Origin of the sequence: Bacteroides sp. AR29 (genome assembly GCF_900217715.1) — a bacterium.
Lineage (GTDB): Bacteria > Bacteroidota > Bacteroidia > Bacteroidales > Bacteroidaceae > Bacteroides > Bacteroides uniformis.
In genome coordinates, this window is the sequence record NZ_OBMS01000016.1 from 1 (window position 1) to 25,230 (window position 25,230).

The 25,230-nt window shown below is 47.0% G+C and carries 21 protein-coding genes; 14 read left to right on the top strand and 7 right to left on the bottom strand.

Annotated features, from left to right (window positions below; translation table 11 throughout):
- From CSD97_RS11285 to CSD97_RS11320, 7 genes are all read left to right on the top strand, one after another.
- Positions 1-241: ATP-binding protein (locus CSD97_RS11285; protein ID WP_008665689.1), on the top strand; the 241-nt coding region annotated here is incomplete at its 5' end.
- Positions 242-557: 316 nt separating this feature from the next.
- Complete coding sequence (locus tag CSD97_RS11295) at positions 558-1,178, top strand: glycosyltransferase family A protein (protein WP_098032399.1); 621 nt, start codon at positions 558-560, stop codon at positions 1,176-1,178.
- Positions 1,179-1,355: 177 nt separating this feature from the next.
- Positions 1,356-2,438: a glycosyltransferase gene (locus tag CSD97_RS11300; RefSeq protein WP_159461927.1), complete on the top strand. Its 1,083-nt coding sequence runs from the start codon at positions 1,356-1,358 to the stop codon at positions 2,436-2,438.
- Positions 2,439-3,060: 622 nt separating this feature from the next.
- Positions 3,061-4,176, top strand: coding sequence for a glycosyltransferase family 4 protein (locus tag CSD97_RS11305; protein WP_098032401.1), 1,116 nt, complete (start codon positions 3,061-3,063; stop codon positions 4,174-4,176).
- Between the two features lie 20 nt (positions 4,177-4,196).
- Positions 4,197-5,174, top strand: a complete 978-nt coding sequence (locus tag CSD97_RS11310) for an NAD-dependent epimerase/dehydratase family protein (RefSeq protein WP_098032402.1) — start codon at positions 4,197-4,199, stop codon at positions 5,172-5,174.
- Between the two features lie 107 nt (positions 5,175-5,281).
- On the top strand, positions 5,282-6,232 hold the full coding sequence (locus tag CSD97_RS11315; protein ID WP_098032403.1) for a glycosyltransferase family 4 protein: 951 nt from the start codon (positions 5,282-5,284) through the stop codon (positions 6,230-6,232).
- 125 nt (positions 6,233-6,357) lie between these two features.
- On the top strand, positions 6,358-7,920 hold the full coding sequence (locus tag CSD97_RS11320) for an ATP-binding protein (RefSeq protein ID WP_098032404.1): 1,563 nt from the start codon (positions 6,358-6,360) through the stop codon (positions 7,918-7,920).
- Between the two features lie 78 nt (positions 7,921-7,998).
- On the opposite strand, the gene CSD97_RS11325 is transcribed toward CSD97_RS11320, so the two are convergent.
- The 6 genes from CSD97_RS11325 to CSD97_RS11350 all read right to left on the bottom strand — a co-directional run bounded on the left by CSD97_RS11325 (position 7,999) and on the right by CSD97_RS11350 (position 16,389).
- A complete protein-coding gene (locus tag CSD97_RS11325) occupies positions 7,999-8,787 on the bottom strand; it encodes an N-acetylmuramoyl-L-alanine amidase-like domain-containing protein (protein WP_057098063.1) in 789 nt (262 codons plus the stop codon).
- 97 nt (positions 8,788-8,884) lie between these two features.
- Positions 8,885-12,106, bottom strand: a complete 3,222-nt coding sequence (locus CSD97_RS11330; RefSeq protein ID WP_098032405.1) for a glycoside hydrolase family 2 TIM barrel-domain containing protein — start codon at positions 12,104-12,106, stop codon at positions 8,885-8,887.
- 8 nt (positions 12,107-12,114) lie between these two features.
- Positions 12,115-13,002 carry an alpha/beta hydrolase gene (locus tag CSD97_RS11335; RefSeq protein ID WP_005836645.1) on the bottom strand — a complete coding sequence of 296 codons (888 nt, stop codon included), beginning with the start codon at positions 13,000-13,002 and terminating at the stop codon, positions 12,115-12,117.
- Between the two features lie 18 nt (positions 13,003-13,020).
- Complete coding sequence (locus CSD97_RS11340) at positions 13,021-15,012, bottom strand: oligopeptide transporter, OPT family (RefSeq protein WP_087332506.1); 1,992 nt, start codon at positions 15,010-15,012, stop codon at positions 13,021-13,023.
- 182 nt (positions 15,013-15,194) lie between these two features.
- Positions 15,195-15,590 carry a DUF1573 domain-containing protein gene (locus CSD97_RS11345; protein ID WP_005836647.1) on the bottom strand — a complete coding sequence of 132 codons (396 nt, stop codon included), beginning with the start codon at positions 15,588-15,590 and terminating at the stop codon, positions 15,195-15,197.
- Between the two features lie 91 nt (positions 15,591-15,681).
- Positions 15,682-16,389, bottom strand: coding sequence for a precorrin-2 C(20)-methyltransferase (locus CSD97_RS11350; protein WP_005836650.1), 708 nt, complete (start codon positions 16,387-16,389; stop codon positions 15,682-15,684).
- A 122-nt stretch (positions 16,390-16,511) separates the two neighbouring features.
- Here CSD97_RS11350 and CSD97_RS11355 point away from each other — a divergent pair, with 122 nt between their 5' ends.
- The 7 genes from CSD97_RS11355 to CSD97_RS11385 all read left to right on the top strand — a co-directional run bounded on the left by CSD97_RS11355 (position 16,512) and on the right by CSD97_RS11385 (position 24,107).
- Complete coding sequence (locus CSD97_RS11355; RefSeq protein WP_005836651.1) at positions 16,512-17,369, top strand: helix-turn-helix domain-containing protein; 858 nt, start codon at positions 16,512-16,514, stop codon at positions 17,367-17,369.
- Positions 17,370-17,459: 90 nt separating this feature from the next.
- The gene (locus CSD97_RS11360) at positions 17,460-18,050 is read left to right on the top strand and encodes a DUF417 family protein (protein WP_005836652.1); all 591 of its coding nucleotides are present in this window, start codon (positions 17,460-17,462) and stop codon (positions 18,048-18,050) included.
- A gap of 4 nt (positions 18,051-18,054) precedes the next feature.
- Positions 18,055-19,410: an FAD-dependent oxidoreductase gene (locus CSD97_RS11365; protein WP_098032406.1), complete on the top strand. Its 1,356-nt coding sequence runs from the start codon at positions 18,055-18,057 to the stop codon at positions 19,408-19,410.
- Positions 19,411-19,512: 102 nt separating this feature from the next.
- Complete coding sequence (locus tag CSD97_RS11370; protein ID WP_098032407.1) at positions 19,513-20,682, top strand: ABC transporter substrate-binding protein; 1,170 nt, start codon at positions 19,513-19,515, stop codon at positions 20,680-20,682.
- Positions 20,682-21,719 carry an iron ABC transporter permease gene (locus CSD97_RS11375; protein ID WP_034529853.1) on the top strand — a complete coding sequence of 346 codons (1,038 nt, stop codon included), beginning with the start codon at positions 20,682-20,684 and terminating at the stop codon, positions 21,717-21,719. The genes CSD97_RS11370 and CSD97_RS11375 overlap by 1 nt, the downstream gene beginning before the upstream one ends.
- Positions 21,712-22,731 carry an ABC transporter ATP-binding protein gene (locus CSD97_RS11380; protein ID WP_098032408.1) on the top strand — a complete coding sequence of 340 codons (1,020 nt, stop codon included), beginning with the start codon at positions 21,712-21,714 and terminating at the stop codon, positions 22,729-22,731. Before CSD97_RS11375 ends, CSD97_RS11380 begins: the two co-directional genes overlap by 8 nt.
- Positions 22,728-24,107: an MATE family efflux transporter gene (locus CSD97_RS11385; protein WP_005829402.1), complete on the top strand. Its 1,380-nt coding sequence runs from the start codon at positions 22,728-22,730 to the stop codon at positions 24,105-24,107. The genes CSD97_RS11380 and CSD97_RS11385 overlap by 4 nt, the downstream gene beginning before the upstream one ends.
- Before the next feature lie 13 nt (positions 24,108-24,120).
- Here the strand turns inward: CSD97_RS11385 and CSD97_RS11390 are convergent, their stop codons facing one another.
- Complete coding sequence (locus tag CSD97_RS11390; protein ID WP_022401027.1) at positions 24,121-25,206, bottom strand: choloylglycine hydrolase family protein; 1,086 nt, start codon at positions 25,204-25,206, stop codon at positions 24,121-24,123.
- Positions 25,207-25,230: the final 24 nt, after the last annotated feature.

The window sequence follows — 25,230 nt, forward strand, 5'->3', positions numbered from 1 at the left end:
TGACCTCTTCCTTGTGAACCTTGATGCCAAGGAACGACCCATCCTGCTCGATATAATAGAGGACCGACATGGGCGCAAGTCCATCATCATCACCTCGCAACTGCCAACGGACAATTGGTATGATGCAATCGGAGACCCTACAGTAGCAGATGCCATTATGGATCGTATTATACATACGGCGCACCGGATTGAGCTGACAGGAGAAAGTGTCCGTAAAATGGCTGCATACAGAGGGAAATAAACTAAAATAATAATAACCCCATCGGTCAAGACTTTTTAAGGGGGCATTGTTGAATGTTTTAAGGGGGCAGAATCGCTTGGTTTTAGGGGGCAGCTTACACTGGATTTTCCACTTGTTTTTCTACTGTGTCGGATCAGTTTGAAGATAATTGGAATGCTTCTGTTTGTGAGATGGATGCAGAAAGCTTGGCTGCTGCCATTGAGGATTTGGCGATAAATGTGGAGAAGCGGCAAAAGTATATCTCTAACTTGAAAAAAGAGAAACGGGATAATTCAAATGCTATAAATGTTTTGTATGAAGCAATAAATTCTTCTTTATGATGATAACAATATTCACTCCAGTTTATAATAGGGCATATATCATAAGTGCTTTATATCAAAGTTTATGTAAACAAACATCTATGGCATTTGAATGGTTGGTTATCGATGATGGTAGTACTGATAATATAAAGACAGTTATCCAACAGTTTATCGATGAAGCTAAAATTGATATACGTTTCTTTTCACAACCTAATGGGGGAAAGCATCGGGCTATAAACAGAGGGGTGTCGTTGGCTCGTGGTAGTTTATTCTTTATTGTTGATAGTGATGATTATCTGGAGAATTTTGCAGTGGAGCGTATCATACTTTATGCTGCTTCCATAAATGAAGACTATATCGGTGGATTATGTTTTAGGAAGAAGTACTATAATACCGGCAAAATAGTAGGAACCCCATTTCCTAAGCAGACTATTTTGTCTGATTCACTAATGATGTCGTATAAGTATACTGCAACAGGAGATAAGGCTGAGGTTTTTAAGACAGAAGTATTGAGTAAATATCCTTTCCCCGAAATCGATGGTGAAAATTTTGTTCCGGAAGCATTGATTTGGAACAGATTGTCATTGAAGTACAAGTTGCTCTTTATTGATGAAGGTATATATTATTTGAATACTTAGATGATGGGCTGACACATAATTTTAAAAAAAACCTTAAACGTAATCCTATTGGCTTTCAATTATACTATCGTGAATTATTAGGATATGATGTCGTGCCAATATTAGGCAAACTAAAAGCATTGCTAAGATTATTGCAATGCTATGTATATTCCATACAGAAATCAAAGTTGTAGTGTTATGAATGTATTATATGTAATTACAGGACTTGGTGTCGGAGGTGCGGAAGTTGTCACAATTAATTTGGCCAATACGTTTCATTCTTTGGGCAATAAAGTAGGTATAGTGTATTTGTCTGGGAGCAATCAGCATAAAGAAAAAATCAATAGTGGCATAAAAGTCTGGGGGCTTGATATGACCAAAAGCTTTTGGGGATTTGTGAAAGCACAAATTCTCATGAGGAGGATTTTGAAAGAGTTCAGTCCTGATGTGGTTCATGCGCACATGTTTCATGCCAATGTCTTTATGAGGTGCTGTCGTATTCATTATGCTATAGCATATCTGATTACTACTGAGCATAATAAAAATATTGAAAGTCGGTTTCGGATGTGGTTGTATAGAGTTACTGATAGATTAACCAATCTGAATACAAATGTTTCGTTAGAAGCTACTGATTATTTTGTTAGACAAGGGGCGTTTAAACGAAAAAACAGTATTGTGATGTATAATGGAATTGATTTGAAAAAATACACATCTTTTGTAACGACAAAGGATTTAAGGAAACAAATGGATATGGAATCCGATTTTATTTTCTTGAATGTGGGACGGCTTACCCATGCAAAAGATCAAAGTAATCTGATTCAGGCTTTTAAACGATTGGAATCGGAACAGCCGAATGTAAAATTATTGATAGCTGGAGATGGTCCGTTGCGTGAACAACTAGAAACGGAAATAGAGAAATTGGGGCTTTTGGGTAAAGTGTTGCTGCTTGGTGTGAAAGAAAATATTGTAGAATATTATAATATCGCTGATTGTTTTGTACTATCTTCTGCGTGGGAGGGTTTTCCTATGGTTGTAATAGAGGCTATGGCCATGAGATTACCAATTGTCACAACCGAGTGTGGAAAAGAAGCTTTGAATGACGATCGTTATGTAGTACCTATACATAATTCGGAAATGTTGTTTTGCAAAATGAAAGAGATATATAAGCTCTCTGCTGAAGAACGTGAAATGTTAAGCCAGAAGAATTATCATGCGGTACTAAAGTATGATCTAAACAAGATTTGTTCTTCATGGAATAAAATTTATTTGAATAATAGTTAGTCCCTTATAGTAAATTGAGAGACGTTTCTGTAGATGAAGAATATACTTCACATTGTGAATACTTCCTTTGTTATCCCTTATCTTTTAGGTAAGTAGTTATCGTTTTTACTCATAGTGGATAAGGAATATATTATTTATAGTCCTTCAGAAGAACTGAAGACTCTTTCAAAAGGATATAATTTTGAATATCAGATAGTAGATGTTTTAAGGAAAATTTCCATTTGGAAAGATTTGTAAGCTGTATGGGTAACGATAAAGTATATATAGAGCTATCCATACACCTGCGACTAAACAATTAATTAAGTTATAGGCTCATTAGTGTCCCGTTAAAATCGGGTGAAGTTAAAACTCTTCATAATGAAAAATCACTCTTGAAAATGAGAGAATTCGGATTTCTACAGAATACTCATAATGAATCTGTAATTTCAAATCCATTTTCTCTAAATTACATTGTTAACTTCTGTATATCTGCATAATATAGGATGTTCTAAAAAAATAACGGAACACTGTGCTGTAGGATATTGAAAACTATTCTTCAAAGGGATATTCTTATTTTATACTGTTGCTTTTGCATTTGTATTTTAAAATGTAAAAAGAATTCTGTGCTAAAAAACAATCTTACATGTCAAAAAAAATATTATTTGTAGACAACTCAACACGTTGCTTCTGCATTTTTCGTCTATCGGTAGCAAAGGCATTTGTTACTCAAGGATATGAGGCCTATGTGATGTCTCCTGCACCATATGAAGAATATGTAGAAAGAATACAAGAAGTAGGAATTACTCATATTCCTTATGAGATGGGTGCTAAGTTTTCGGCATTAGGAGATTTGAAACTATTGTTTTTATACTGGAACGTTTATAAACAATTGCGACCAGATTATGTAGTTCACTACACAATCAAGCCTAATATTTATGGGTCTTTGGCGGCAAAAGTAAATAAGATTCCTTCTTTGGCGGTGGTCCCGGGAACTGGTTCTGTGTTTCAGAATAGTGGCATAATATCTCGTATTGTATGGCTGTTGTATAAGTGTGCTTTTAAATACCCCCAGAAAGTGTGGGTACTGAATGAAGATGATTATCGGGCATTTCTTTTGAAAAAGATAGTTAGTAAGGAAAGGTTGGTGATTCTTCCAGGTGAAGGAGTCGATATAAATTTCTTTAGCTATAAAGAGTATAGGCGCAATAACCCTTTTATCTTTTTGTATATGGGACGGATGCTTCGTGAGAAAGGGGTGGAACTTATAGCTAAAGCGGTAAAACTACTTCACCAGAAAGGAATATCTAATTTTGAAGTACGATTGCTTGGGTTGGTTGACGGATTAAGTAAAGATGTGATTTCAGAAGAAGAGATTAGAAAATGGGAGAAGGAAGGTCTTGTGCATTTTTTAGGTTCTGTATCTGATGTGCGTCCGAATATTGAGGAAGCTGACTGTATACTTTTGCCTACATTCTATGGAGAAGGGGTACCTCGTTCTTTAATGGAAGCTTGTGCCATGGGACGTATGGTACTTGCTACGGATAATGTTGGTTGCAGGGATGTTATACAAGATGGCTATAATGGGGTATTGTGCAAGCCGAAGGATATTGAACATTTAGCCTTTAAAATGGAAATGATTTTAAATATGCCGGAATGGAAAATAAAGGATATGGGATTGAATGGGCGTAAAAAGATGATAGCTGAATTTGCTGAAAGTAAAATAGTGAAACGTTATTTGGAGGAGATATCTGAAGTTTAATTAATTAGTTTATCCTCAATATGAATATTTTGATTACTGGTATCCACGGTTTTGTGGGCTCCAATCTTGTTGTTGCCCTAAAGGAATGTCATAACCTTTATGGATTAGATATCATTACTCCCGAAAAAGAGGGAGTAATAAAGACTTTCTCTTGGAAGGATATTGAGACTATTTCTTTCCCGATGCAGAATCTTCCCCATTTTGATGCCATTATCCATCTGGCAGGCAAGGCACATGATACGAAGAATCAGTCTGCCGCTCAGGTATATTTTGATATCAATACCGGATTGACCCAAAAAATATTCGATTTCTTTCTGGAATCGTCTGCAAAGAAATTTGTATTCTTCAGTTCGGTGAAAGCCGCTGCTGACAGTGTATTTGGAGACATACTGACGGAGGACGTAATACCGGCTCCGGTAGGGCCTTATGGAGAAAGCAAGATAAGGGCGGAAGAATACATTCTCTCGAAACTAAAAAGGAGGGAAGAATTGAAGGTGGCTGATGGCAAGCAGGTGTATATCTTGCGTCCCTGCATGATTCATGGTCCCGGCAATAAGGGAAACTTGAATCTGCTTTACAATGTAGTGAAGAAAGGTATTCCCTGGCCGTTGGGAAGTTTTGAGAACAGACGCTCATTTACTTCGATTGACAATCTTTGCTATGTGGTGGAAGGATTGCTGGTGAAAAACGCAGCGAGTGGTATTTATCATATGGGGGATGATGAAGCCTTGTCCACAAATGAGCTGATATCTTTGATGTGTGTGGTTTTGGGGCGCAAGCCACATATCTGGAGGATGAATAAGCGGATGATGGAGTTTTGTGCCCGCCTTGGAACTTTGCTTCATCTGCCTTTGAATACGGAACGCTTGCAGAAGTTGACGGAGAATTATGTGGTGAGTAATGCGAAGATAAAGGCTGCCCTTGGCATTGACAAAATGCCGGTGAAGGCGGAAGAGGGAATCGTGAAAACGATAAAGTCGTTTGTTACTCATGTTTAACTATTATATACTGTGTTTGTTGTATGTCCATAAAGAGAGTAGATGCTTCGCTATGCTCTGCATGACGGATGCTAATAACATGAACAGGTCCTAATTTCTTACTTAAGATGTATTATTTGACAGTCTTGGTTCTGCTATTTCTGGCAGAACTTTTTTATTTTAAGATAGCAGATAAGTGCAATATCATCGACAAACCTAATGAGCGGAGTTCTCATACTAAAGTGACTTTACGCGGTGGGGGAATTATCTTCTACTTCGGTACATTGGCTTATTTTCTGGCGAGTGGTTTTGAGTACTCTTGGTTTGTGCTGGCATTGACTTTGGTGACGTTCATCAGTTTTGCGGATGACATAAAACCCACCAAACAAATAACAAGACTGCTTTTTCATTTCTCGGCTATGGCGTTGATGTTTTATCAGTGGGGATTATTCTCCTTGTCGTGGTGGTGGATACTCATTGCATTGATCGTTTGTACGGGCATCATCAATGCCTACAACTTTATGGATGGCATTAACGGCATAACCGGCGGTTATTCTCTGGTTATTCTTGCTGCGTTGGCCTATATCAATAAGGAGGTGGTTACTTTTGTGGAAGCGGATTTCATTTATACTGTTATCTGTTCCGTTCTTGTCTTCTGCTTCTTCAATTTCCGCAAGCGTGCCAAATGCTTTGCGGGTGATGTGGGTTCGGTGAGCATTGCCTTCATCCTTCTTTTCTTGATAGGAAGACTTATCATTGGAACGGGTGATTTCAGCTGGATAGTTCTTTTATCCGTTTATGGTGTTGACAGTGTACTGACTATCATTCACCGTCTGATGCTTCATGAGAATATCGGCTTGCCGCATCGCAAACATCTGTATCAGATAATGGCGAATGAACTGAAAGTTCCTCATGTAATGGTTTCTTCTTTTTACATGGCAGTGCAGGCAATCATAATCGTAGGATATATAACGTGCTTGGGTTATGGTTATTGGTATTTGGCAGGTATAATTCTTTTGCTTTGTTTTCTTTATATCTGTTTTATGAAGAAATATTTCGGATTGCACCAGTCTACGTGAGTAATGCTGAAATGATGATTAGTAAAATAATGAAAGGCGATGGAGACTAAAATCTCCATCGCCTTTCGTCTTATTTTTGAAATATAAATCGTACCTTTGTCATACACCAATCAGGTTATAATAACATGGAACAGATGCGTAAACTACCGATAGGCATACAGACTTTTGATAAACTTCGTGAAGGGAATTTTCTTTATGTAGATAAGACGGCTATGATTTATCAAATAGCATCTACTTCTACTCCTTATTTCTTGAGCCGTCCCCGTCGTTTTGGCAAGAGCCTGCTTCTTTCTACCTTTGAAGCCTACTTTCAAGGACGCAAGGAGCTGTTTCAAGGTTTGGCCATCGAACAGCTGGAAAAGGAATGGGAAGAATACCCGGTTTTGCACTTGGATTTGAATGCCCGGAAATATGAAACTGCTGCTGACCTGACGGCTATGCTTAATCAGTATCTGGAGAAATGGGAGCTGCTCTATGGTCAGGAGAAGAAAGACCGTAGTCCGGAAGAGCGTTTTGCTTACGTGATAGAGCAGGCATGCACGCTGACGGGAAAGCAGGTTGTTGTGCTGATTGATGAGTATGACAAGCCATTGCTTCAAGCGGTCTTGGATGAGAACTTGCTGGATGAGTATCGGAAAACATTGAAAGCATTCTACGGTGTCTTGAAGAGCGCTGACCGTTATCTTCGTTTTGTTTTCCTGACCGGAGTGACCAAGTTTGCGCAAGTAAGTGTGTTCAGTGACTTGAATCAGCTGAATGATATCAGCATGAAGTCTCCTTACGCTGCTTTGTGTGGTATTACCAAAGAGGAGTTGGTGAAAACCTTTCTGCCGGAACTTGAGAGACTGGCTAAACGAAGAGGGATATCCTTACAAGAAGTGATTGATTTGATGGAACGTCAATATGATGGTTATCATTTTCATCCGGAAGGTGTAGGAATGTTCAATCCGTTCAGTGTATTGAATGCTTTTGATGCAGAAGAGATGGGATACTATTGGTTTCAGACCGGTACACCTACTTACTTGGTTGACTTGCTGAAGCAGAGTGATTACGATATACGTCTATTGATAGATGGAGTGGAAGTGCTGGCTTCCGCTTTCTCTGAATATCGTGCGGAAACAAATAATCCTCTTCCGATGATTTATCAAAGTGGTTATTTGACCATAAAAGGGTATGATGATGATGTGAAGCTATACACTTTAGGCTTTCCAAATGATGAGGTTCGTTACGGCTTTCTGAATTTTCTGGTACCCTATTATACCAATGTATCCAATGATGAGACTGGTTTCCACATCGCTAAATTCATGCGTGAATTGAAGAGTGGGGATGTGGAGGCGTTTATGGAGCGTCTTAAGATATTCTTCTCCGGTATTCCGTACGAGTTGAGTGATGATACGGAACGTCATTATCAGGTTATTTTTCATGTAGTGTTTACTTTGCTGGGACAGTTCATCCGGTCCGAGGTTCGCAGCAGCCGCGGCCGTGCGGACGCAGTAGTTCATACCCCTACCGCTATTTATGTTTTTGAGTTCAAACTGGACGGTACGGCCGACGCAGCTCTGAAACAAATAGATGAGAAGGGGTATCTGATTCCTTATACCTTGGATGGCAGGAAATTAGTGAAAGTAGGTGTGAACTTCAGTAAAGAAACACGGAATATTGATGAATATATTGTCGTGGAGGAATAGGAACGAACAATCCTATATACGGAAAAGGCGATGGAGAATCAAATCTTCATCGCCTTTTCCATATTATAGTATTTCATTTTATTTCTTCATCCTCAGCACCCGTATTCCCGTCCACTTATTATTGTCTTTCAGCATTTGGGACAAGGGGACTTTGGAGACGACCACTTTCTTGTCGGTAGAGGAAGCGTGTACCAGCAGGAGTTTGCCATCTGCATAGAAAGCGATTCCCATGTGGGCTACGTCCAGCCCCGGAGTGTTGGTGGTGATGGCTATGATATCGCCGTCTTTAATCCACGGGAGACCATCGGCGGGAAGTTTGGCTTTGGGAAGATAGTGAATTTCCTTGCCGGACAAGGATTGTTCAATCTTCTTCATTTTGGCTATGTTCTCCGGAGAATTTGCCAGCTGCTTGTAGAGTTGGGGGTGGGAAGACATGTAGGAGATGGACAACCGTTCGGTGTCGGGACTCATGGCGCCCGTTACATCTTGAAGGAAGCCGTTGCGTACGCCATTGTTTATCCAGTCGGCAATATAATGCAGGCGGGAAGTGTACCCGTCGATTTTACCGTCACGGTAACGGATTTTTTGCAGGTTATCGGCGAAAGCGCTTTCCGAGATGTCTCCGTCGGCCAATTTGGGGGTGAGTGTCTCTGCCAGCACATATTCCACCAGCGTGGTGCAGTCTACCTCATCGCAGTTGATGACGAGTTCTTCGGGACCATCAGCCTCCAGCGTATGGGCTACGTATGGCACATCCAGATACTTTATTCCATTGCTCAACATATCTTTCCCTCCCTGGGCAGAAACGGAAGTTACCATGGCTGCGGCGCAGAGGGCGCTGAACATAAATTTAGTCATTGTTTTCATTTTTCTTTCTTTTGATTATTATTGTTCTTGAACGTAAAAAGGATGCAGCAAATTTACTACATCCTTTTTATAAAAGCTTAATCCGGAGGGATTAAATTCAATATTGCCGGATTAAATATTTATAATCCTCCTTTTTATCGAACGGAACAAGGGAGAAACCGTATTCAATGGCGTTCTCTTTGCCCGGACGAATCAGATAGGGCTCATGGGCGGTTGCGCCCCAACTGTCGTCTCCACCGACACCCATCATGCGGTAATCAATGAACAAATCGACCATCTTTTCCGGCAGAGGGTCGGTGAGGTGGCGGTGATGGGTCTTTTCGGTACGCGGAGCGCTGTTGTCAATCGTATCGCCGCTGTCCATACTTTCCAGGGGATAGTTGGAGGTGTTCAGCTCAAAGGTGCGGTCGGCGATGAGCAGCAAACCACGTTGCGTCTTATCGGTAAGGGCGCACCAATAGATGTCCGTGCGATGGTTGTTCTCCTGTGGGCGGACATACGGCTCGTACATATCCTTGACCGGGATGGCGTACTCTCCGATGAACTGGGAGGTACGGCGGTCTCGGTAATTCTCTTTCGGACCGCGACCGTAGTAGGTCAAGTCTGTAAAGCTTTCCGGCAACTGCATCCGCAGGCCCACACGCGGTATCATCGGAGCTTGGTCTCCTTCGGCCACGAACCGGTTGTCTACCTTGATGACTCCGCTGGCATATATCTTATAGGTGATGTCCCAACGGGCATCTGTCTGTGGAAAACGGTAGGTCACCTTTATTGTCGTGGCATTGCTGCCCGGAGTCACTTGGAAACTTTCGGCTTTTGGTTCTTGATAGCTTGCCTCTTTCCAGGCTTTGAGGCGGACGGGGAGGTTGGCTCCATAATCATTGTCCGTCGGTGCACGCCAGAAGAATGGGCGGGGACCTTGACCGTTCAGTATGTACTCGTGCTTCTTGTATAAATAGGAGGTGAGCAGACCGCTTTGCTTGTCGAAGGTGGCTTTGAAGTCGGGACCGGAGAACGCCACCAAATTTCCCTCTTCCTTAGAAGTGGCGGGCTGCTGTGCCGTAGCCTCTTTCTTGTAGAAAGTATGGACGTAGGTCTGTTCGCGTGCGATGACCGTGCCGGCCGGGAGGAAAGGCTCTGCCGTCTTGATGGCTGCATAGAACTCGATACGCACATCTCCCGTTGTCTGTTTCTCTTTGGGTATGCCGTTCAGGAAGCCGGTGGTTACCGTCTTGCCCGGTGCGGCATGGATATTTTCAATCTTGCCACGGTAGACTTCCTTTCCGTGGTCGCGGATGATGTAGTAGAAGTCGTACTTGTCGAGATTGGTGAAGGAGAAATCATTGCGGATTTTCACGGTGGAAGTCTGCTTGTCGAAATCAAGGAACTTGATGTTCTGGTATACTTTTCCCATCTCTTCTGTCTGCGGCTTGACACTGCGGTCGGGGTATACCACGCCGTTGATGCAGAAATTGCCGTCGGAGGGCGTGCCGTTCTCGCCATAATCGCCGCCATAGGTCCAGTATTTACGGTCGTCGTCTGTCTTGGCGGCAAAGCCCTGGTCTACCCAGTCCCAGATACAGCCGCCCTGGAGGATAGGATATTTCTCGATGATGTCCCAGTAGTCCTGGAAGTTGCCGAGGCTGTTGCCCATGGCATGGGCATACTCGCAAAGAATGAGGGGACGCGTCATCTCCTTGTTCCGGGCATACTTTTCCAGATAGGAAGGGGAAGCGTACATCGGGCAGTAGATGTCCGTATTCCATTCCAACAGTGCGCGTTCATACTGGATGGGACGACTGTCGAGCGTCTTCAAGGTGTTGTAGGTAACGTAGAAATTCAATCCGTTTCCGGCTTCGTTGCCCAGCGACCAGATGATGACTGACGGATGGTTCTTGTCCCGTTCGTACATATTCATGGTACGGTCGAGGTGGGCATTCATGAAGAGCGGATTGTTTCCCAGCGTGCCGCCTACACGCAGGTCGTAACCCATGCCGTGGCTTTCTATATTGGCTTCGTCGATGACGTAGATACCATATTCGTCACAGAGTTCGTAGAAACGTTCCTGCTGGGGATAGTGACAGGTGCGGACGGTATTGACATTGTATCTCTTCCAAAGCTCGAAATCTTTCTTCATCAGTTCTTCGGAGACATAGTGACCGGTATTCTCGTTGTGTTCGTGATAGTTCACGCCTTTCACGAGGATAGGTTGTCCGTTTACCAACAGTTGCTTGTCCTTGATTTCCACTGTACGGAAACCTACTTTGCAGCTTGTCGCTTCAATCACATCTCCGTTCGGGCGCTTCAAGCTGACGACGAGGGTATAGAGGTTGGGCGTTTCGGCTGTCCATTGCAGGGGTTCCTGGATGGTCTTCTTGGTGAATTCCACTTCCGTTTGGTCACCGCTGACCTGAGTAGAGGACTGGGCTATCTGCTGGTCGTTCTTGTCCAGCAGGCGGTAACCAACGACAAATGGGGAATTTTGTCCGCTTTCATTGGTAAACTGCACCTTTACCTTGAGGATACCGTTCCGGTAGTTCTCATCCAAAGGAGACTCCACCTTGAAGTCCGTGAGATGGATTTGAGGCTGGGCATATAAGTAAATGTCCCGTTCGATACCACTGATGCGCCAGAAGTCCTGGCATTCCAGATAGTTGGCATCGGAAAAGCGGTGTATCTGAATGGCAATGACATTCTTCCCTTTCTTGGCAATGGCGCTGACGTTGAAACGCGCCGGAGTCTTTGCATCTTTACTCATGCCTACAAACTTGCCGTTGAGGTAGTAGAAGGCTGCCCCGCGTACGCCGTCGGCACTCAGGAAAATTTCCTTATCGTCCCAGTCTCCCGGAAGAGTGAACTCGCGGCGGTAGGTGCCGGTGGGATTCCATTCTTGGGGAACGTATGGAGGATTGGGCTTGTCCCAATAAGGAGGATAGCCCGAAGAACAGAATTCATAAGGCTGGTTCACATAGATGGGCGTACCGAATCCCTGCAACTCCCAGTTTCCGGGTACATTGATGTCCGGCCAGCGGCTGGCGTCCACACGGTCCATCATGAAGTCCGTGGGGCGGTCGGCGAAGGTTTCCACATAATGGAATTTCCATTTCCCGTTAAGGGACAAGCGGAATGTTCCGTTCTTGCGGTCATTGATGACGGCATCAGCCTCCGTGACGTAGGAGGTGAACGTGCTGCGGGCAGGCTCCCGGTTGATGCTTGTCAGCTTGGGGTTGGTAATCTCTTCGTAGCGATTGTTCTCCTGAGCAGTCAGGCCAAAGGGAAACGCTGCGAGGCAAGTGAGTAAAAAATACTTTTTATTCATAATTGCTTTTATTTCTTTGTGGTAGGTTCAGAGACCGGGAATACGAGCCCTTCACGCAACCACTTCTCCAGTTCTTCCGTCCATTGACGCTTGTAGGTGAAGTTGTCCCGGAATCCCCAGCCATGTCCGCCGGTGGGGTAGGCATGCAGGCTGGCAGGTACTTTATGGTCGCGCAGGGCAAGGAAGTAACCGATGCCGTTGATGGGCGGCACTGCGTCATCGTCCGAAGAAAGCATGATGAAAGCTTGCGGAGTGCGTGGGGACACTTGCCTTTCGAGGGAGTATTTTTGTTCCAGTTCCTGAGATGGATTTTCTCCGATAAGGTTCTTACGGGAACCTCCATGGGTAACGCCTTTCTGCATGGAAATCACCGGATAGAACAAGATCTGGAAGTCGGGACGGGTCTTGTCACTGCTGTATAGTGTGGCAAGCGAAGCTGCCAGATGGCCGCCGGCAGAAGCGCCCATGATGCCTACACGCTGAGGATTGACACCCCATTCGGCGGCATGTTCGCGTACCATGCGGATGGCTTGTTCGGCATCGGAAAGGGGCACTTCATGGTGCCCGTTGGGCATACGGTATTTCAGTACTGCATAGGTGATGCCTTGTGTGTTGAACCAGGGAGCCATGTCGTGTCCCTCGTGCTTCATGGCCAGCCCCCCGTAGCCGCCTCCCGGACACATGATGATGGCCATGCCGTTGGGGTGGGAGGCAGGGTACACCGTAAGGGTAGGGGTGGTGACATCGGACACCCATTCGTTGTTATGGTTCTGTCCGGAATTGGTCAGTTCGTTGTTATTGGGGGCACCGTTGGGCCATAGGGGCAGCTCAACGGGCTTTTGTGCAGATAACATGGTCGCTGCAAATAGAAAAGATAAAAGTAGAATCTTTTTCATGTTCTTGGTATTTAAAAGTTATTTGGTTTTCATGGAAGCTTTGATGAGGTAGAATATCAGAATGGCATAAGCACCCAGCGCCAGCACTTCGGACCAGGTGTTCTGCAACCATGCATCGTTTACGAGGTTGATTCCTCCGAAACGCATGGCAGCACTTGCCACGCCCATCAATGCACCGCCGGCAATGAAACCGGAGGCAAGCAGGGTACCTTTCTCCCCGCGTTCGGCATTGAGAGCGGCATCCTTGCTGCGGCTGGTCACGTACCAGTTGATGGCACCGCCCACTACCAACGGAACATTCAGTTCCAATGGGATGAACATACCCAATGCAAATGCCAGTGCGGGAATCTTGCAGAAATTGAGGATGACGGCCAGCACTGCACCGATACCGTAGAGCGGCCAGGGCGCACCCACACCGTTCATCAACGGTTCGATAACGGCCGCCATGGCATTGGCTTGCGGAGCGGCCAGCTGTCCGCTGGTGAAACCGTATGTCTTGTTTAGGATAATCATTACACCACCTACGGTAGCGGCAGAAACGATGGTTCCGAGGAACTTCCAGGTCTCCTGCTTGGCAGGCGTGCTACCCAGCCAGTAACCGATTTTCAAGTCTGTGATGAAGCCTCCCGCCATGGACAGTGCCGTACATACAACACCGCCCATCACCAGTGCCGCAACCATCCCTTCGGGACCTTTCAGCCCTACGGCTACCATGACTACGGATGCCAGGATTAATGTCATCAGCGTCATTCCGGATACGGGGTTTGTGCCCACAATCGCAATGGCATTGGCTGCCACGGTGGTGAACAGGAAAGCGATACCTGCAACAAGCAGGATAGCTACAATGGTATGTGTCAAGTTGCCCTGCATCACATCGAAGTAGAAGAAGAGAACAACCAGCAGCAGCGTGATGATGGAACCGATGGCGATAATCTTCATAGAGATGTCCCGCTGTGTGCGTTTCACACTGGCTTCCACGTTGGACTTACCTCCCATTTCCTTGGCAGCCAGTCCTACGGCACTCTTGATGATGCCCCAAGACTTGATAATGCCGATGATACCTGCCATGGCAATGCCACCGATACCGATGCTCTTGGCATAGTATTTGAAGATTTCTTCCGGAGCCATAGCGCCTATGGTTGCCGTGATTTCGGGGTTCCATTGGTTCAGTACGGAATCTCCCCAAATCATGGACATACCGGGGATGATAATCCACCATACGGCCAGTGAGCCGGCACAGATGATGGACGCGTATTTCAGTCCCACAATATAACCCAGACCGAGCACGGCAGCACCCGTATTAACCTTGAATACCAGCTTGGCTTTCTCGGCCAGCATTTCGCCGAAGCCGCATACGCGGGTAGTGAAATTCTCGTTCCACCAGCCGAAGGTTGCCACGATGAAGTCGTATAGACCTCCGATAATACCAGCCATGAGTAATGGTTTTGCCTGGCTGCCGCCCTTTTCACCGGAGACGAGCACTTGTGTGGTGGCTGTCGCCTCGGGGAAGGGATACTTGCCGTGCATGTCGCTCACGAAATATTTGCGGAAGGGGATAAGGAAGAGAATACCCAGCACACCTCCCAGCAGGGAACTGATAAAGACTTGTGCAAAGGTGACGGTGATTTCTTTCGGATAGGTCTCTTGGAGAATATAGAGTGCCGGAAGGGTGAAGATGGCACCTGCCACGATGACGCCCGAGCTGGCACCGATAGACTGGATAATGACGTTTTCGCCCAATGCGTTTTTGCGTTTGGCGGCACCCGATACGCCGACGGCAATGATGGCGATGGGGATGGCGGCTTCGAATACTTGTCCCACCTTCAGCCCCAGATAGGCGGCTGCGGCCGAAAAGAGGATGGCCATCAGAATACCCCATGTCACCGACCAGGCATTTACTTCTGAATACTTCTTATCCGGGCTCATCAGAGGGTTGTACACTTCTCCCGGTTTCAATTCACGGAACGCATTTTCCGGTAGTCCGGTAATAGGTTCTTCTTCTTGTTTCATAGGTTTTGTAGTTTTATGTTTTTCTTTAATAGACTTCAAAGAAAGTGCAAACCGAATGCTGGATAAAATGAGCAAGCTCATTATTATTCTGCTGAGGTGCAGCCTATCTTCGCATTTTAGGCAAAGAAAGCAAAAAAAAAGGAGATTTAAAAAAATCTCCTTAATTCTGTATGGTAAAATGCTTATTTGGCATCTTTAGCGGTCATGTCCCCTTCGATAAATAATCGCATGATTTCCGTTTTGGCATTGGTGCGCAGGGTAATGGATTTCTTGAAGTGTCCGGGGTATCTTCCGGTTCCATTATAAGTTACTTTCACTGTTCCAGTCTTTCCCGGTGCTATCGGTTCTTGTGAATATTCGGGAACGGTACATCCGCAGGAAGCTACAGCCTGATGGATGACAAGCGGAGCATCGCCTACGTTCGTAAACTTAAAGGTGTAGCTGACCACAGGACTGTTTTCGGAGAATGTGCCGAAGTTGTGGGTGGTCTGTTCGAATTTGATGTCTGCCTTTCCTTGTGCATAGGCATAACCGATGCTCATAACCAGCAGCATCATATAAAAAACGACTTTCTTCATGTTCTTATCTTTTTTATATTTCAACGGCGCAAAGGTAACCCATTTTCATTAAAATAATGCCTATGGCGTGCGAAATTGTATTAAATCGGGCTCAAAAGGTCTCTGTACGAATGATAAGCAGGGAAAAATAGGGGAAGCGGATGGTCGCTATCCGCTTGCTGTCATTGATATACTTCTCTTCCGGAGTGCCTACATTCTCAAAATAGTGATACCGGTATTCGGGATACAGGCGGATGCAGCGGTGAATCTCATCGGTGCATCTGGACAGCTTCATGATGACAACCGCACTGTTTTCGCTTGTCAGTTTCTCTATCTCTTCTGTCGTAGTAATGCCGGGTATCACCGTCAGCCGCTCTTCCTGGCTGGCCACATGGAGCCCGCCCAGTGCGCCGGCGGCAATGAAGGCGGGGATACCGGGGATGTGCTTCACGGGGATGCCGTCTGCCTGCAGTTTGTCATATACATAATGTATGGAAGAGTAGAATCCGGCATCTCCTTCGGCAACGATACAGACCTTCTTTCCTTGTTGCCGGAGGGTGGAGCTCTCCATATAGACCTCGTCGTAGGCGCTCAGGGCTTTTTCGCGCTGTTTGCTCATGGGGAGTGGAAAGCGGTGCACCGTGTTTTCCGGAATGTCGAGTTGCAATAGGATGTCGGCTGCGCGTGAAACTCTGTTTCCATCTTTGGCCAGTGTCTCGGGACAGAATATACAGTCGGCTGTCTGCAGGGCTTTCAAGCCTTTTACGGTAATCAGTTCCGGCTCGCCGGGACCGAGAGATACAAATATGACGGGGAACATTTGCATGAAGCATTAAAGGTTAAAAATTAAAGAACAGCAAAACGGCTACAAAAGTGGGGAAATAATCAGTAGCAAACAAGATATTCGCTATCTTTGTTATTTACTAAAACAATCTGTTTTTTATGGATTATCAACTGAACACCCGCTTGAATGGCAACATAGCCATGACTTCCAGCTACCATGAGCGTGCGTCGCTGCAACGTGACAAGACTCTGTATAAATTCATTTGGGTACAGAGCGGTACGCTGACTCTGGAAATAGACCATATCCCCATGCGCCTGGAAAAGGATGAAATCGTGACCTTGACCCCGTTGCATCACCTGGAGGTAAAAGAGGTGGACGGTGAATACCTGACGTTTGTATTCAACAGCAATTTTTATTGCATCTATGGACATGACAACGAGGTCTCTTGCAATGGATTCCTTTTTTATGGCTCTTCCAAGGTGATGAAACTGGCACTTTCTGCCGGGCAGTCTTCCAACCTGCATGACATAGTCCGCATTTTCCGGCAGGAATCGGTCATCCATGACAACCTGCAGGAGGAGATGCTGCGGATTGTCTTGAAACGTTTCATCATTACCTGCACACGCATTGCGCGCCAGCGTTTTGGGGTGGGGCAGGAGAAAGAAAAGACGTTTGACATCATCCGGCAGTATTACGTATTAGTGGACCGGCATTTCAAGGAGAAGAAGCAAGTGCAGGATTATGCCGATATTCTTTGCCGTTCTCCCAAGACACTTTCTAATCTGTTCTCGACCTGCGGGTTGCCTTCCCCTTTACGGGTGATTCATGACCGCATTGAGGCAGAAGCCATGAGATTGCTGCTGTATACCCACAAAAGCGCTAAGGAAATCAGCTCCATTCTGGGCTTCGAAGACTTGTCCGCGTTCAGCCGTTTTTTCAAGAAAATGACCGGCGAGAGTGTCTCGGACTACCGGAAAAGAGTGAAACGGGAAGAATTGCCAACTGTTGCGGAATAATTGCCATTTCGTACGTGGTGGAAAACAAGGAACTTTGCAAAAACAAAAATCAAGTCATATTACTGAAACCATTTAAAAAGTAGAACAAAGATGAAAACGAAATTGCAAAACTTGTTTATGGCTGCGTTGACGCTGGCCGCTTCCACTCAAAAGTTGGGTGTTAATTTGATTCGTGTAGCCATCCTGGTTATTTTCGTATGGATTGGTGGGTTGAAATTCTGGAATTATGAGGCTGAAGGGATTGTCCCTTTTGTGGCGAACAGCCCGTTCATGAGCTTCTTTTATACAAAGAGTGCCCCGGAGTACAAGGAGTATAAGCTGAAAGAGGGCGAGTTCAATGAGGCGAAACATCAGTGGCACGTGGAGAACAATACGTATGGTTTCTCCCACGGTCTGGGCATTCTGATTATGGCCATCGGCATCCTGACATTTCTGGGGATATTCTCTCCGAAAATCGGACTGGCGGGAGCTGCACTGGCCATTGTCATGACAATAGGTACCCTCTCTTTCCTGGTGACAACCCCTGAGGTGTGGGTGCCCGACTTGGGAAGCGAGGAGCACGGCTTTCCGTTGCTGACGGGGGCAGGGCGCTTGGTCATCAAGGATACGGCCATTCTTGCCGGTGCCATTGTCGTACTGTCTGACAGTGCAAAAAGAGTATTGAACCAATTAAGGAAATAGACGTATGAAACAGTATGATGCCATTATCATCGGATTCGGCAAAGGCGGAAAGACGCTGGCTGCCGAGTTGGCAAAACGGAAGCTGGACGTTGCCGTAGTGGAGCGTTCGGAAAAGATGTACGGAGGGACATGTATCAATATCGGTTGCATTCCCACAAAAACATTGGTGCATGCGGCAAAGCATGCGGACAAAGACGCTTCTTGGGAGGTCAAGAAGGCATACTATCGTCAGTCCATTGCAAGGAAGGAAGAGGTCGTCTCTTTCCTGCGTCAGAAGAATTATCACAATCTGGCCGACAATCCTCATATAACGGTCTATACGGGTATCGGCTCCTTTGCAGGTCCGGATGTGGTGGAAGTTGGGATGGTGGAAGGGACATTACAATTGCAAGCTCCCCGGATATTCATCAATACGGGTGCCGAAACCGTCATTCCACCGATAGAGGGGATACAAGGTAACCCACGGGTATATACCAGCACCTCCATTATGGAACTGACTGAGCTGCCGGCACAGCTCGTCATTGTAGGTGGGGGATACATCGGACTAGAATTTGCTTCCATGTATGCTTCGTTCGGTTCGCAAGTCACGGTGCTCGAGGGCTCTTCCGAACTGATATCCCGGGAGGACCGGGACATTGCGGACAGTGTCCGGGAGGTATTGGAACAGAAAGGAATCGTTTTCAGGCTGAATGCACGCGTGCAGTCCGTGAAAGACTCTGACGTCATTTACCGGGATGCGGTCACGGGAGAGGAACATCAGTTACACGCAGATGCCATCCTGCTGGCTACCGGCCGGCGTCCGAATACGGCTGGCTTGAATCTGGCGGCGGCAGGTGTAGAGGTGAATGAGCGCGGTGCCATTGTGGTGGACGACTATTTGCAGACTACCAACCCCAAGATACATGCTATCGGTGATGTAAAGGGCGGTTTGCAGTTTACCTACATTTCTTTGGATGATTACCGCATTCTGCGCGAAGACCTTTTCGGGGCGGGAGAACGCAAGGTGTCCGACCGTGACCCGGTGAGCTATTCGGTATTCATCGACCCGCCGCTTTCACGCATCGGGCTGAGCGAAGCGGAAGCACGCAAGAAGGGATTGAATATAAAGGTCAACAAGCTGCCGGTAGTCGCCATTCCGCGTGCCAGGACTTTGGGCGATACGAACGGACTCTTCAAGGTGGTGGTGGACGCCGATACGGACAAGATTTTGGGATGTACGCTGTTTGGCCCGGAATCGAGTGAGGTCATCAACCTGGTGGCAATGGCTATGAAGACCGGGCAGGAATATACCTTCCTCCGTGATTTTGTCTTTACACATCCCAGCATGAGTGAAGCACTGAATGACTTGATGGGCTTTTAAAGATTATTTAGGCACAATATCCGTCAATTTGCAGGAAGAGCATTTGCGTATCTCCCCAAAAATGACGAATATTGTGCCCGAATTCTATAAACCCCAATAGTCATGACCCGGATATCTGCCATAGGCATTGCACTGCTGTGCATTTTATGCGTAACCTCTTGCGGCTTAAAATCAAGACAGACTACTACCGAATCTTCTTCCGAAACGGGCTATTCTCCGGTTACGACAGACACGGCAGCTACCATTGTACCGTGCTATGCCAAAGGCTATACGGTGAAATATCTTCCGCACCATGTCCGTCTGGTGGATATACACGACCCTCAAAAAGAAAGCAGCAGCACTTTCCACTATGCGCTGGTACCGAAAGGCATAAAGCCTGTCGGCATACCGAGCGACTATACGGTGATTGAAACGCCGGTGGAGCACGTCATGTGTATGACATCCCTGCAACTTTCCAACTTCATCCGTCTGGATGCCTGCAATTATGTGGTGGGCATCACCAGTACGCGCCATCTCTTCAACAAGGAGATGAACGACCGTTTGAAGTCCGGCGAGACCGTGAAGATTGGTATCGAAGGGAACTTTGATAATGAATTGATAATGAGCATGAATCCGGATGTTATCTTTATCTCTCCTTTCAAGCGGGGTGGATATGATGCCATGCGGGAAATCGGTATTCCACTGGTTCCCCATTTGGGATATAAGGAGATGACCCCGTTGGGGCAGGCTGAATGGATAAAATTCATCGGCATGTTTATAGGCCAGGAAGTGGAGGCGAATGAAAAGTTTGCTGCGATAGAGAAGCGCTATAACGAATTGAAGGAGCTGGCTGCCAACGTGAAGAAGCGTCCGATGGTATTCAGCGGCGAGATACGGGGTGGCAACTGGTATGCAGTGGGAGGAAAGAGCTTTCTTGCCGAACTGTTCCGTGATGCCGGTGCGGATTATTTCTTGAAAGACGATCCCCGTTCGGGAGGTGTCACGCTGGATTTTGAAACCGTATATAGCCAGGCGGAGAGTGCCGACTATTGGCGCATTGTCAACAGCTATGACGGGACATTCACGTATGATGCCTTGAAGTCCCTCGACCCGCGTTATGCCGATTTCCGTGCGTTTCGTGAGAAGGGAGTGGTATACTGCAACATGCGTGAGAAACCCTTCTACGAAAGTATGCCCATGCAGCCCGAAATTGTATTGGAAGACTTGATACATGCTTTCCATCCCGATTTGTTGCCTGACTATAAACCGACTTACTACGAACTGCTGAAATGATAAAAAGACCCGTACTTCCGTTGATGTTGCTGACACTGGCATCTATCTTTCTTTTTTTCCTGCTGAACCTGCTTTTGGGGTCGGTTCACATTCCTCTGCGCTCCGTGTGGAACATATTGTGGGGAAATACGGATGAATCCGTTATTTGGCAGAATATTATCTGGAAGTCCCGCGTGCCCCAAGCGTTGACGGCATTGGTGGCGGGAGCAGGGCTGTCAGTCAGCGGTCTGCAGATGCAGACGGTGTTCCGCAATCCGCTGGCAGGGCCTTCGGTATTGGGCATCAGTTCAGGTGCCAGCCTGGGTGTGGCTTGTGTGGTATTGCTGTCCGGGGCGATGGGCGGTGTGGCATTGAGCCGTTTGGGGTATATGGGCGAGGTTGCCTTGTCGGTTGCCGCCATTATCGGTGCGCTGGCTGTGATGGCGCTCATTGTCTATGTCTCCCAGAAGGTGAAGGGCAACGTGACGCTGCTGATAATCGGTGTGATGATAGGCTATGTGGCAAGTGCCGTCATCGGCGTATTGAAATATTTCAGTGTGGAGGAAGATATACGTGCATATGTCATTTGGGGATTGGGTAGCTTTGCCCGTGTTTCGGGCGACCAGATGGTGCTGTTTGTCTGCATCATGGCTGTGCTGCTTCCGTTGTCCTTCCTGCTGATAAAGACGATGAATCTGTTGCTGCTGGGCGATGGCTATGCACGCAATCTGGGACTGAACATCAAGCGGGCACGCCTGCTGGTTATCTCATGCTCCGGTGTGCTGGTGGCTATTGTAACGGCCTATTGCGGTCCGATTATGTTTATCGGATTGGCGGTTCCCCATCTGTGCCGTGCCATCTTCCACTCTTCGGACCATCGGGTGTTGATGCCTGCCACATTGCTGGTAGGCGCTTCCCTGGCATTGGTCTGCAATCTGATAGCCCGTATGCCCGGCTTTGAGGGAGCTTTGCCGGTCAACTCGGTGACGGCACTGGTAGGTGCGCCGGTAGTGGCTTCTGTACTTTTTAGAAAACGGAAAGGAGAATTGAATGAATAAGGAAACCATACATATAGAGAATCTTTCCATCGGTTACCCCGGCAAGGGGGATGTGAAAGTGGTGGCAGACGGCATTTGCGCCGGAATCAACAGTGGTGAGCTGACTTGCTTGTTGGGAGCTAATGGAGTGGGGAAGTCCACGCTGCTTCGTACGTTGTCTGCCTTCCAGCCGAAACTTGGCGGAAACATATTTATTGAAGGAAAAGAGATTGGGAACTATACCGACAAGCAGCTTTCGCGCGTCATTAGTGTGGTGCTGACGGAGAAGTGCGATATACGCAATATGTCCGTCGTAGAACTGATAGGTCTGGGGCGTAGCCCCTACACCGGTTTCTGGGGAACTCTTTCGAAAGAGGACAAGACTGTGGTGGACAAATCCATCGCCCTGGTAGGCATTCCCCATCTGGCACACCGCATGGTGCATACGCTGAGTGACGGTGAACGGCAGAAGGTGATGATAGCCAAGGCGCTCGCCCAGGAAACTCCCGTCATCTATCTGGATGAACCGACAGCTTTCCTTGATTTTCCCAGTAAAGTAGAGATGATGCAACTGCTTCACCAGCTCAGCCGGCAAACGGACAAGACGATTTTCCTTTCTACTCACGACCTGGAACTGGCCCTGCAGATAGCGGACAAAATATGGCTGATGGACAAGGTGAACGGCGTAACTATCGGTACGCCCGAGGACCTTTCGTTGAACGGCAGCCTGAGCAACTTCTTTGCCCGTAAGGGTATTGCCTTTGATTTGGAAACGGGACTGTTCAGGGTAGCCAATGAATATACCTCCCAGATACGCTTGGCGGGCCACGGGCAGAAGTATGCCATGGTGCGCAAGGCACTCCAGAGAAACGGGATTCTGGCAAACCGGAATGTTGAATCGGAGATTTATATCGAAACCGGAGATTTGAAGGGAGACGGCAGCTTCGTATTCCATCGACCGGGCAAGGAGCCGGTAACAGTGTACTCCATTGAGAAATTGCTGCAAATAGTCTTGTCATTCCATTCCCTATGATGCACCATTCTGCAAAGGATAATTATGTCCACTTAACGACGACTCCGGTCCCCCGGCTGATTACGTCATTGGCTGTGCCGACCATCATCAGCATGCTGGTGACGTCCTTCTACAACATGGCAGATACCTATTTTGTGGGTAAAATAAATACCCAGTCTACGGCTGCCGTAGGTATCGTGTTTTCTGTGATGTCCATTATCCAGGCTGTGGGATTCTTCTTCGGTCATGGTTCGGGGAACTACATCTCCCGTAAGTTGGGGGCGCAGGAAACGGAGAGTGCCGAGAAGATGGCATCCACCGGCTTCTTTTTTGCCTTGTTTATCGGAGCGGCTCTGGCTGTGCTGGGATTGCTGTTCCTTACACCGCTTTCCCTTGCTTTGGGGTCGACGCCTACTATTCTTCCGTATACGGAGCGCTATTTGGGAATCATTCTGCTGGGTACTCCTTTTATGACCGCCTCATTGGTGCTGAATAACCAAATACGTTTTCAAGGTAATGCGGCGTATGCCATGGTGGGGATTGTGAGTGGGGCGGTCATCAACGTGGTGCTCGACCCTATCCTGATTTTTGTATGCGATATGGGCATATCCGGTGCCGCACTGGCCACAGTAGTCAGCCAGATATGTAGTTTCATCCTTTTGCTATATATGGGGCGCAGAGGAGGAAATATACGTATACGTTACAGAAACTTTACGCCTACACTGGCTTTCATCAAGGAAATTATTGGGGGTGGAACTCCGTCACTCACCCGGCAGGGACTGGCAAGCGTGGCAACCATTTTGCTGAACGTGGCGGCCGGTGCATATGGTGACGCAGCTATTGCAGGGATGTCCATTGTGACGCGTATCTCTATGTTTATCAATGCTTTCCTAATTGGTTTCGGGCAAGGCTTCCAACCGGTATGTGGATTCAATTATGGTGCCGGGCTGTATGCCAGAGTGCGCCAAGGATTCTGGTTCTGTGTGAAGGTAGGCTTTTTCTTTTTGCTGGTTTGTGCGGTGGCAGGTATGGGATATGCCGAGGAGATTGTCTCCATCTTCCGCAAGGGAGACCCTGCTGTTGTAGCTACCGGTGCGGCAGCATTGCGCTGGCAGTTCATCACCTATCCGTTGGGTGCATGGATTGTGGTCAGCAACATGATGCTGCAGACTATCCGCAAGCCCGTACGCGCTACGATACTTTCCTCTGCCCGTCAAGGGCTGTTCTTCATCCCCCTCATCTTCATTCTTCCTTATTTCTTAGGACTGAAAGGGGTGGAAATGTGCCAGGCGGCGTCGGACATGCTGACCTTCTTCCTCGCCATTCCATTGACCTGCGGGGTGCTGGCGGAGATGAAGAGGAAGGAGGCGGAACAACTGCAACAGCGGCAATCTTGAAGTTTCTGCGTCCCTATTCAATTTTCACGGGAACTATCGGTTGCCGCTTCACTTTATCGAGGGGAGCTGCATGGTACTCGATGCGCCCGAAGTCTATCTGTCTCAAATCAATGCTTCTGATTGTACTGTTGTACATGGTGCGATAGTAGATGATACCGTTTGTCATATCTGTGGCCGATGTCCATTGGGTGGCACTTGGAATATTGGCAGGAACCTGGCCGAGGGGAAACTCGATGCCTACGGGTATATCAAAGTTATTCAGTATCTGAAAACATTGGAGAACGGTTTCCTGTGCGGTATTCTGTGGTGGTGTAGAAGTCTGGTAGAAAGCGGCACGGATAAAGCGGGAAGGGGGAGTCACATCTCCCGGAATTCCCAAAAAGCCGCTTCCCGAACCGAAAGGGGCTATAGTCACATTGCCCAGCGATTTGCTTTCGGCACTGCCCGGGTAGAGGTTCACATAATTGTTTAAGTTGGTCATCTGCCAGTCAAAGCCGGGGGAGTTTGTCAATACTCCCAGTTTGTTTTCATAGAAACGGGGCTGTCCGTCGATGAACTCCAATACCAGTTGGCGGCCGGTCTTGTCTGCAATCCGCCAATGTACGGTGGAGGCGCGTGGGTCAATGGCTATGACCGTTACATTTTCAATAGCCTCCTTTACCTCGTCCACAGTAGAAAAGCTTCCCAACAGCCATGATACCAATTGTAAATCGGCTATGCTCGACGCTTTTCGTGTGGGGTCGTACTCCTCGTATTTGCCATATCCGGGAAAGTAGAACAGCCCGGCGGAGAGCCCGGCTTCATTCAGACCTTCGGCCACGAACTCCTTTTGCTCCACTGCCAGGCCTACGTAGCCATAGCGTGAGGTGAACTCCATGCCGGACAGACTGCCTCCGGGTGTCAGTGATTGTTGCGAATAACCGCGCGGTACGATGACGTACTGGCTGTTCAGCTCACTGCCTCCCCATTCGATGGTGCGGGCTACGACGTGCGCATTGTCTTTGGCCGTCAGGGTGATACCGGTACATGCCTCTGCTGTTTGAGGGGCGAAGGTGAGGGCTGTCATTGCAGCCAGCAGGATAGGAATTCTTTTTGCCATATTATTCAGTTTATATTGTTGAGT

What these genes read in the sequence shown, in the direction of transcription:
- CSD97_RS11295 (WP_098032399.1), top strand. Translation starts at nt 558, where the DNA reads ATGATGATAACAATATTCACTCCAGTTTATAATAGGGCATATATCATA.
- CSD97_RS11300 (WP_159461927.1), top strand. Translation starts at nt 1,356, where the DNA reads ATGAATGTATTATATGTAATTACAGGACTTGGTGTCGGAGGTGCGGAA.
- CSD97_RS11305 (WP_098032401.1), top strand. Translation starts at nt 3,061, where the DNA reads ATGTCAAAAAAAATATTATTTGTAGACAACTCAACACGTTGCTTCTGC.
- CSD97_RS11310 (WP_098032402.1), top strand. Translation starts at nt 4,197, where the DNA reads ATGAATATTTTGATTACTGGTATCCACGGTTTTGTGGGCTCCAATCTT.
- CSD97_RS11315 (WP_098032403.1), top strand. Translation starts at nt 5,282, where the DNA reads ATGTATTATTTGACAGTCTTGGTTCTGCTATTTCTGGCAGAACTTTTT.
- CSD97_RS11320 (WP_098032404.1), top strand. Translation starts at nt 6,358, where the DNA reads ATGGAACAGATGCGTAAACTACCGATAGGCATACAGACTTTTGATAAA.
- CSD97_RS11325 (WP_057098063.1), bottom strand. Translation starts at nt 8,787, where the DNA reads ATGAAAACAATGACTAAATTTATGTTCAGCGCCCTCTGCGCCGCAGCC.
- CSD97_RS11330 (WP_098032405.1), bottom strand. Translation starts at nt 12,106, where the DNA reads ATGAATAAAAAGTATTTTTTACTCACTTGCCTCGCAGCGTTTCCCTTT.
- CSD97_RS11335 (WP_005836645.1), bottom strand. Translation starts at nt 13,002, where the DNA reads ATGAAAAAGATTCTACTTTTATCTTTTCTATTTGCAGCGACCATGTTA.
- CSD97_RS11340 (WP_087332506.1), bottom strand. Translation starts at nt 15,012, where the DNA reads ATGAAACAAGAAGAAGAACCTATTACCGGACTACCGGAAAATGCGTTC.
- CSD97_RS11345 (WP_005836647.1), bottom strand. Translation starts at nt 15,590, where the DNA reads ATGAAGAAAGTCGTTTTTTATATGATGCTGCTGGTTATGAGCATCGGT.
- CSD97_RS11350 (WP_005836650.1), bottom strand. Translation starts at nt 16,389, where the DNA reads ATGTTCCCCGTCATATTTGTATCTCTCGGTCCCGGCGAGCCGGAACTG.
- CSD97_RS11355 (WP_005836651.1), top strand. Translation starts at nt 16,512, where the DNA reads ATGGATTATCAACTGAACACCCGCTTGAATGGCAACATAGCCATGACT.
- CSD97_RS11360 (WP_005836652.1), top strand. Translation starts at nt 17,460, where the DNA reads ATGAAAACGAAATTGCAAAACTTGTTTATGGCTGCGTTGACGCTGGCC.
- CSD97_RS11365 (WP_098032406.1), top strand. Translation starts at nt 18,055, where the DNA reads ATGAAACAGTATGATGCCATTATCATCGGATTCGGCAAAGGCGGAAAG.
- CSD97_RS11370 (WP_098032407.1), top strand. Translation starts at nt 19,513, where the DNA reads ATGACCCGGATATCTGCCATAGGCATTGCACTGCTGTGCATTTTATGC.
- CSD97_RS11380 (WP_098032408.1), top strand. Translation starts at nt 21,712, where the DNA reads ATGAATAAGGAAACCATACATATAGAGAATCTTTCCATCGGTTACCCC.
- CSD97_RS11385 (WP_005829402.1), top strand. Translation starts at nt 22,728, where the DNA reads ATGATGCACCATTCTGCAAAGGATAATTATGTCCACTTAACGACGACT.
- CSD97_RS11390 (WP_022401027.1), bottom strand. Translation starts at nt 25,206, where the DNA reads ATGGCAAAAAGAATTCCTATCCTGCTGGCTGCAATGACAGCCCTCACC.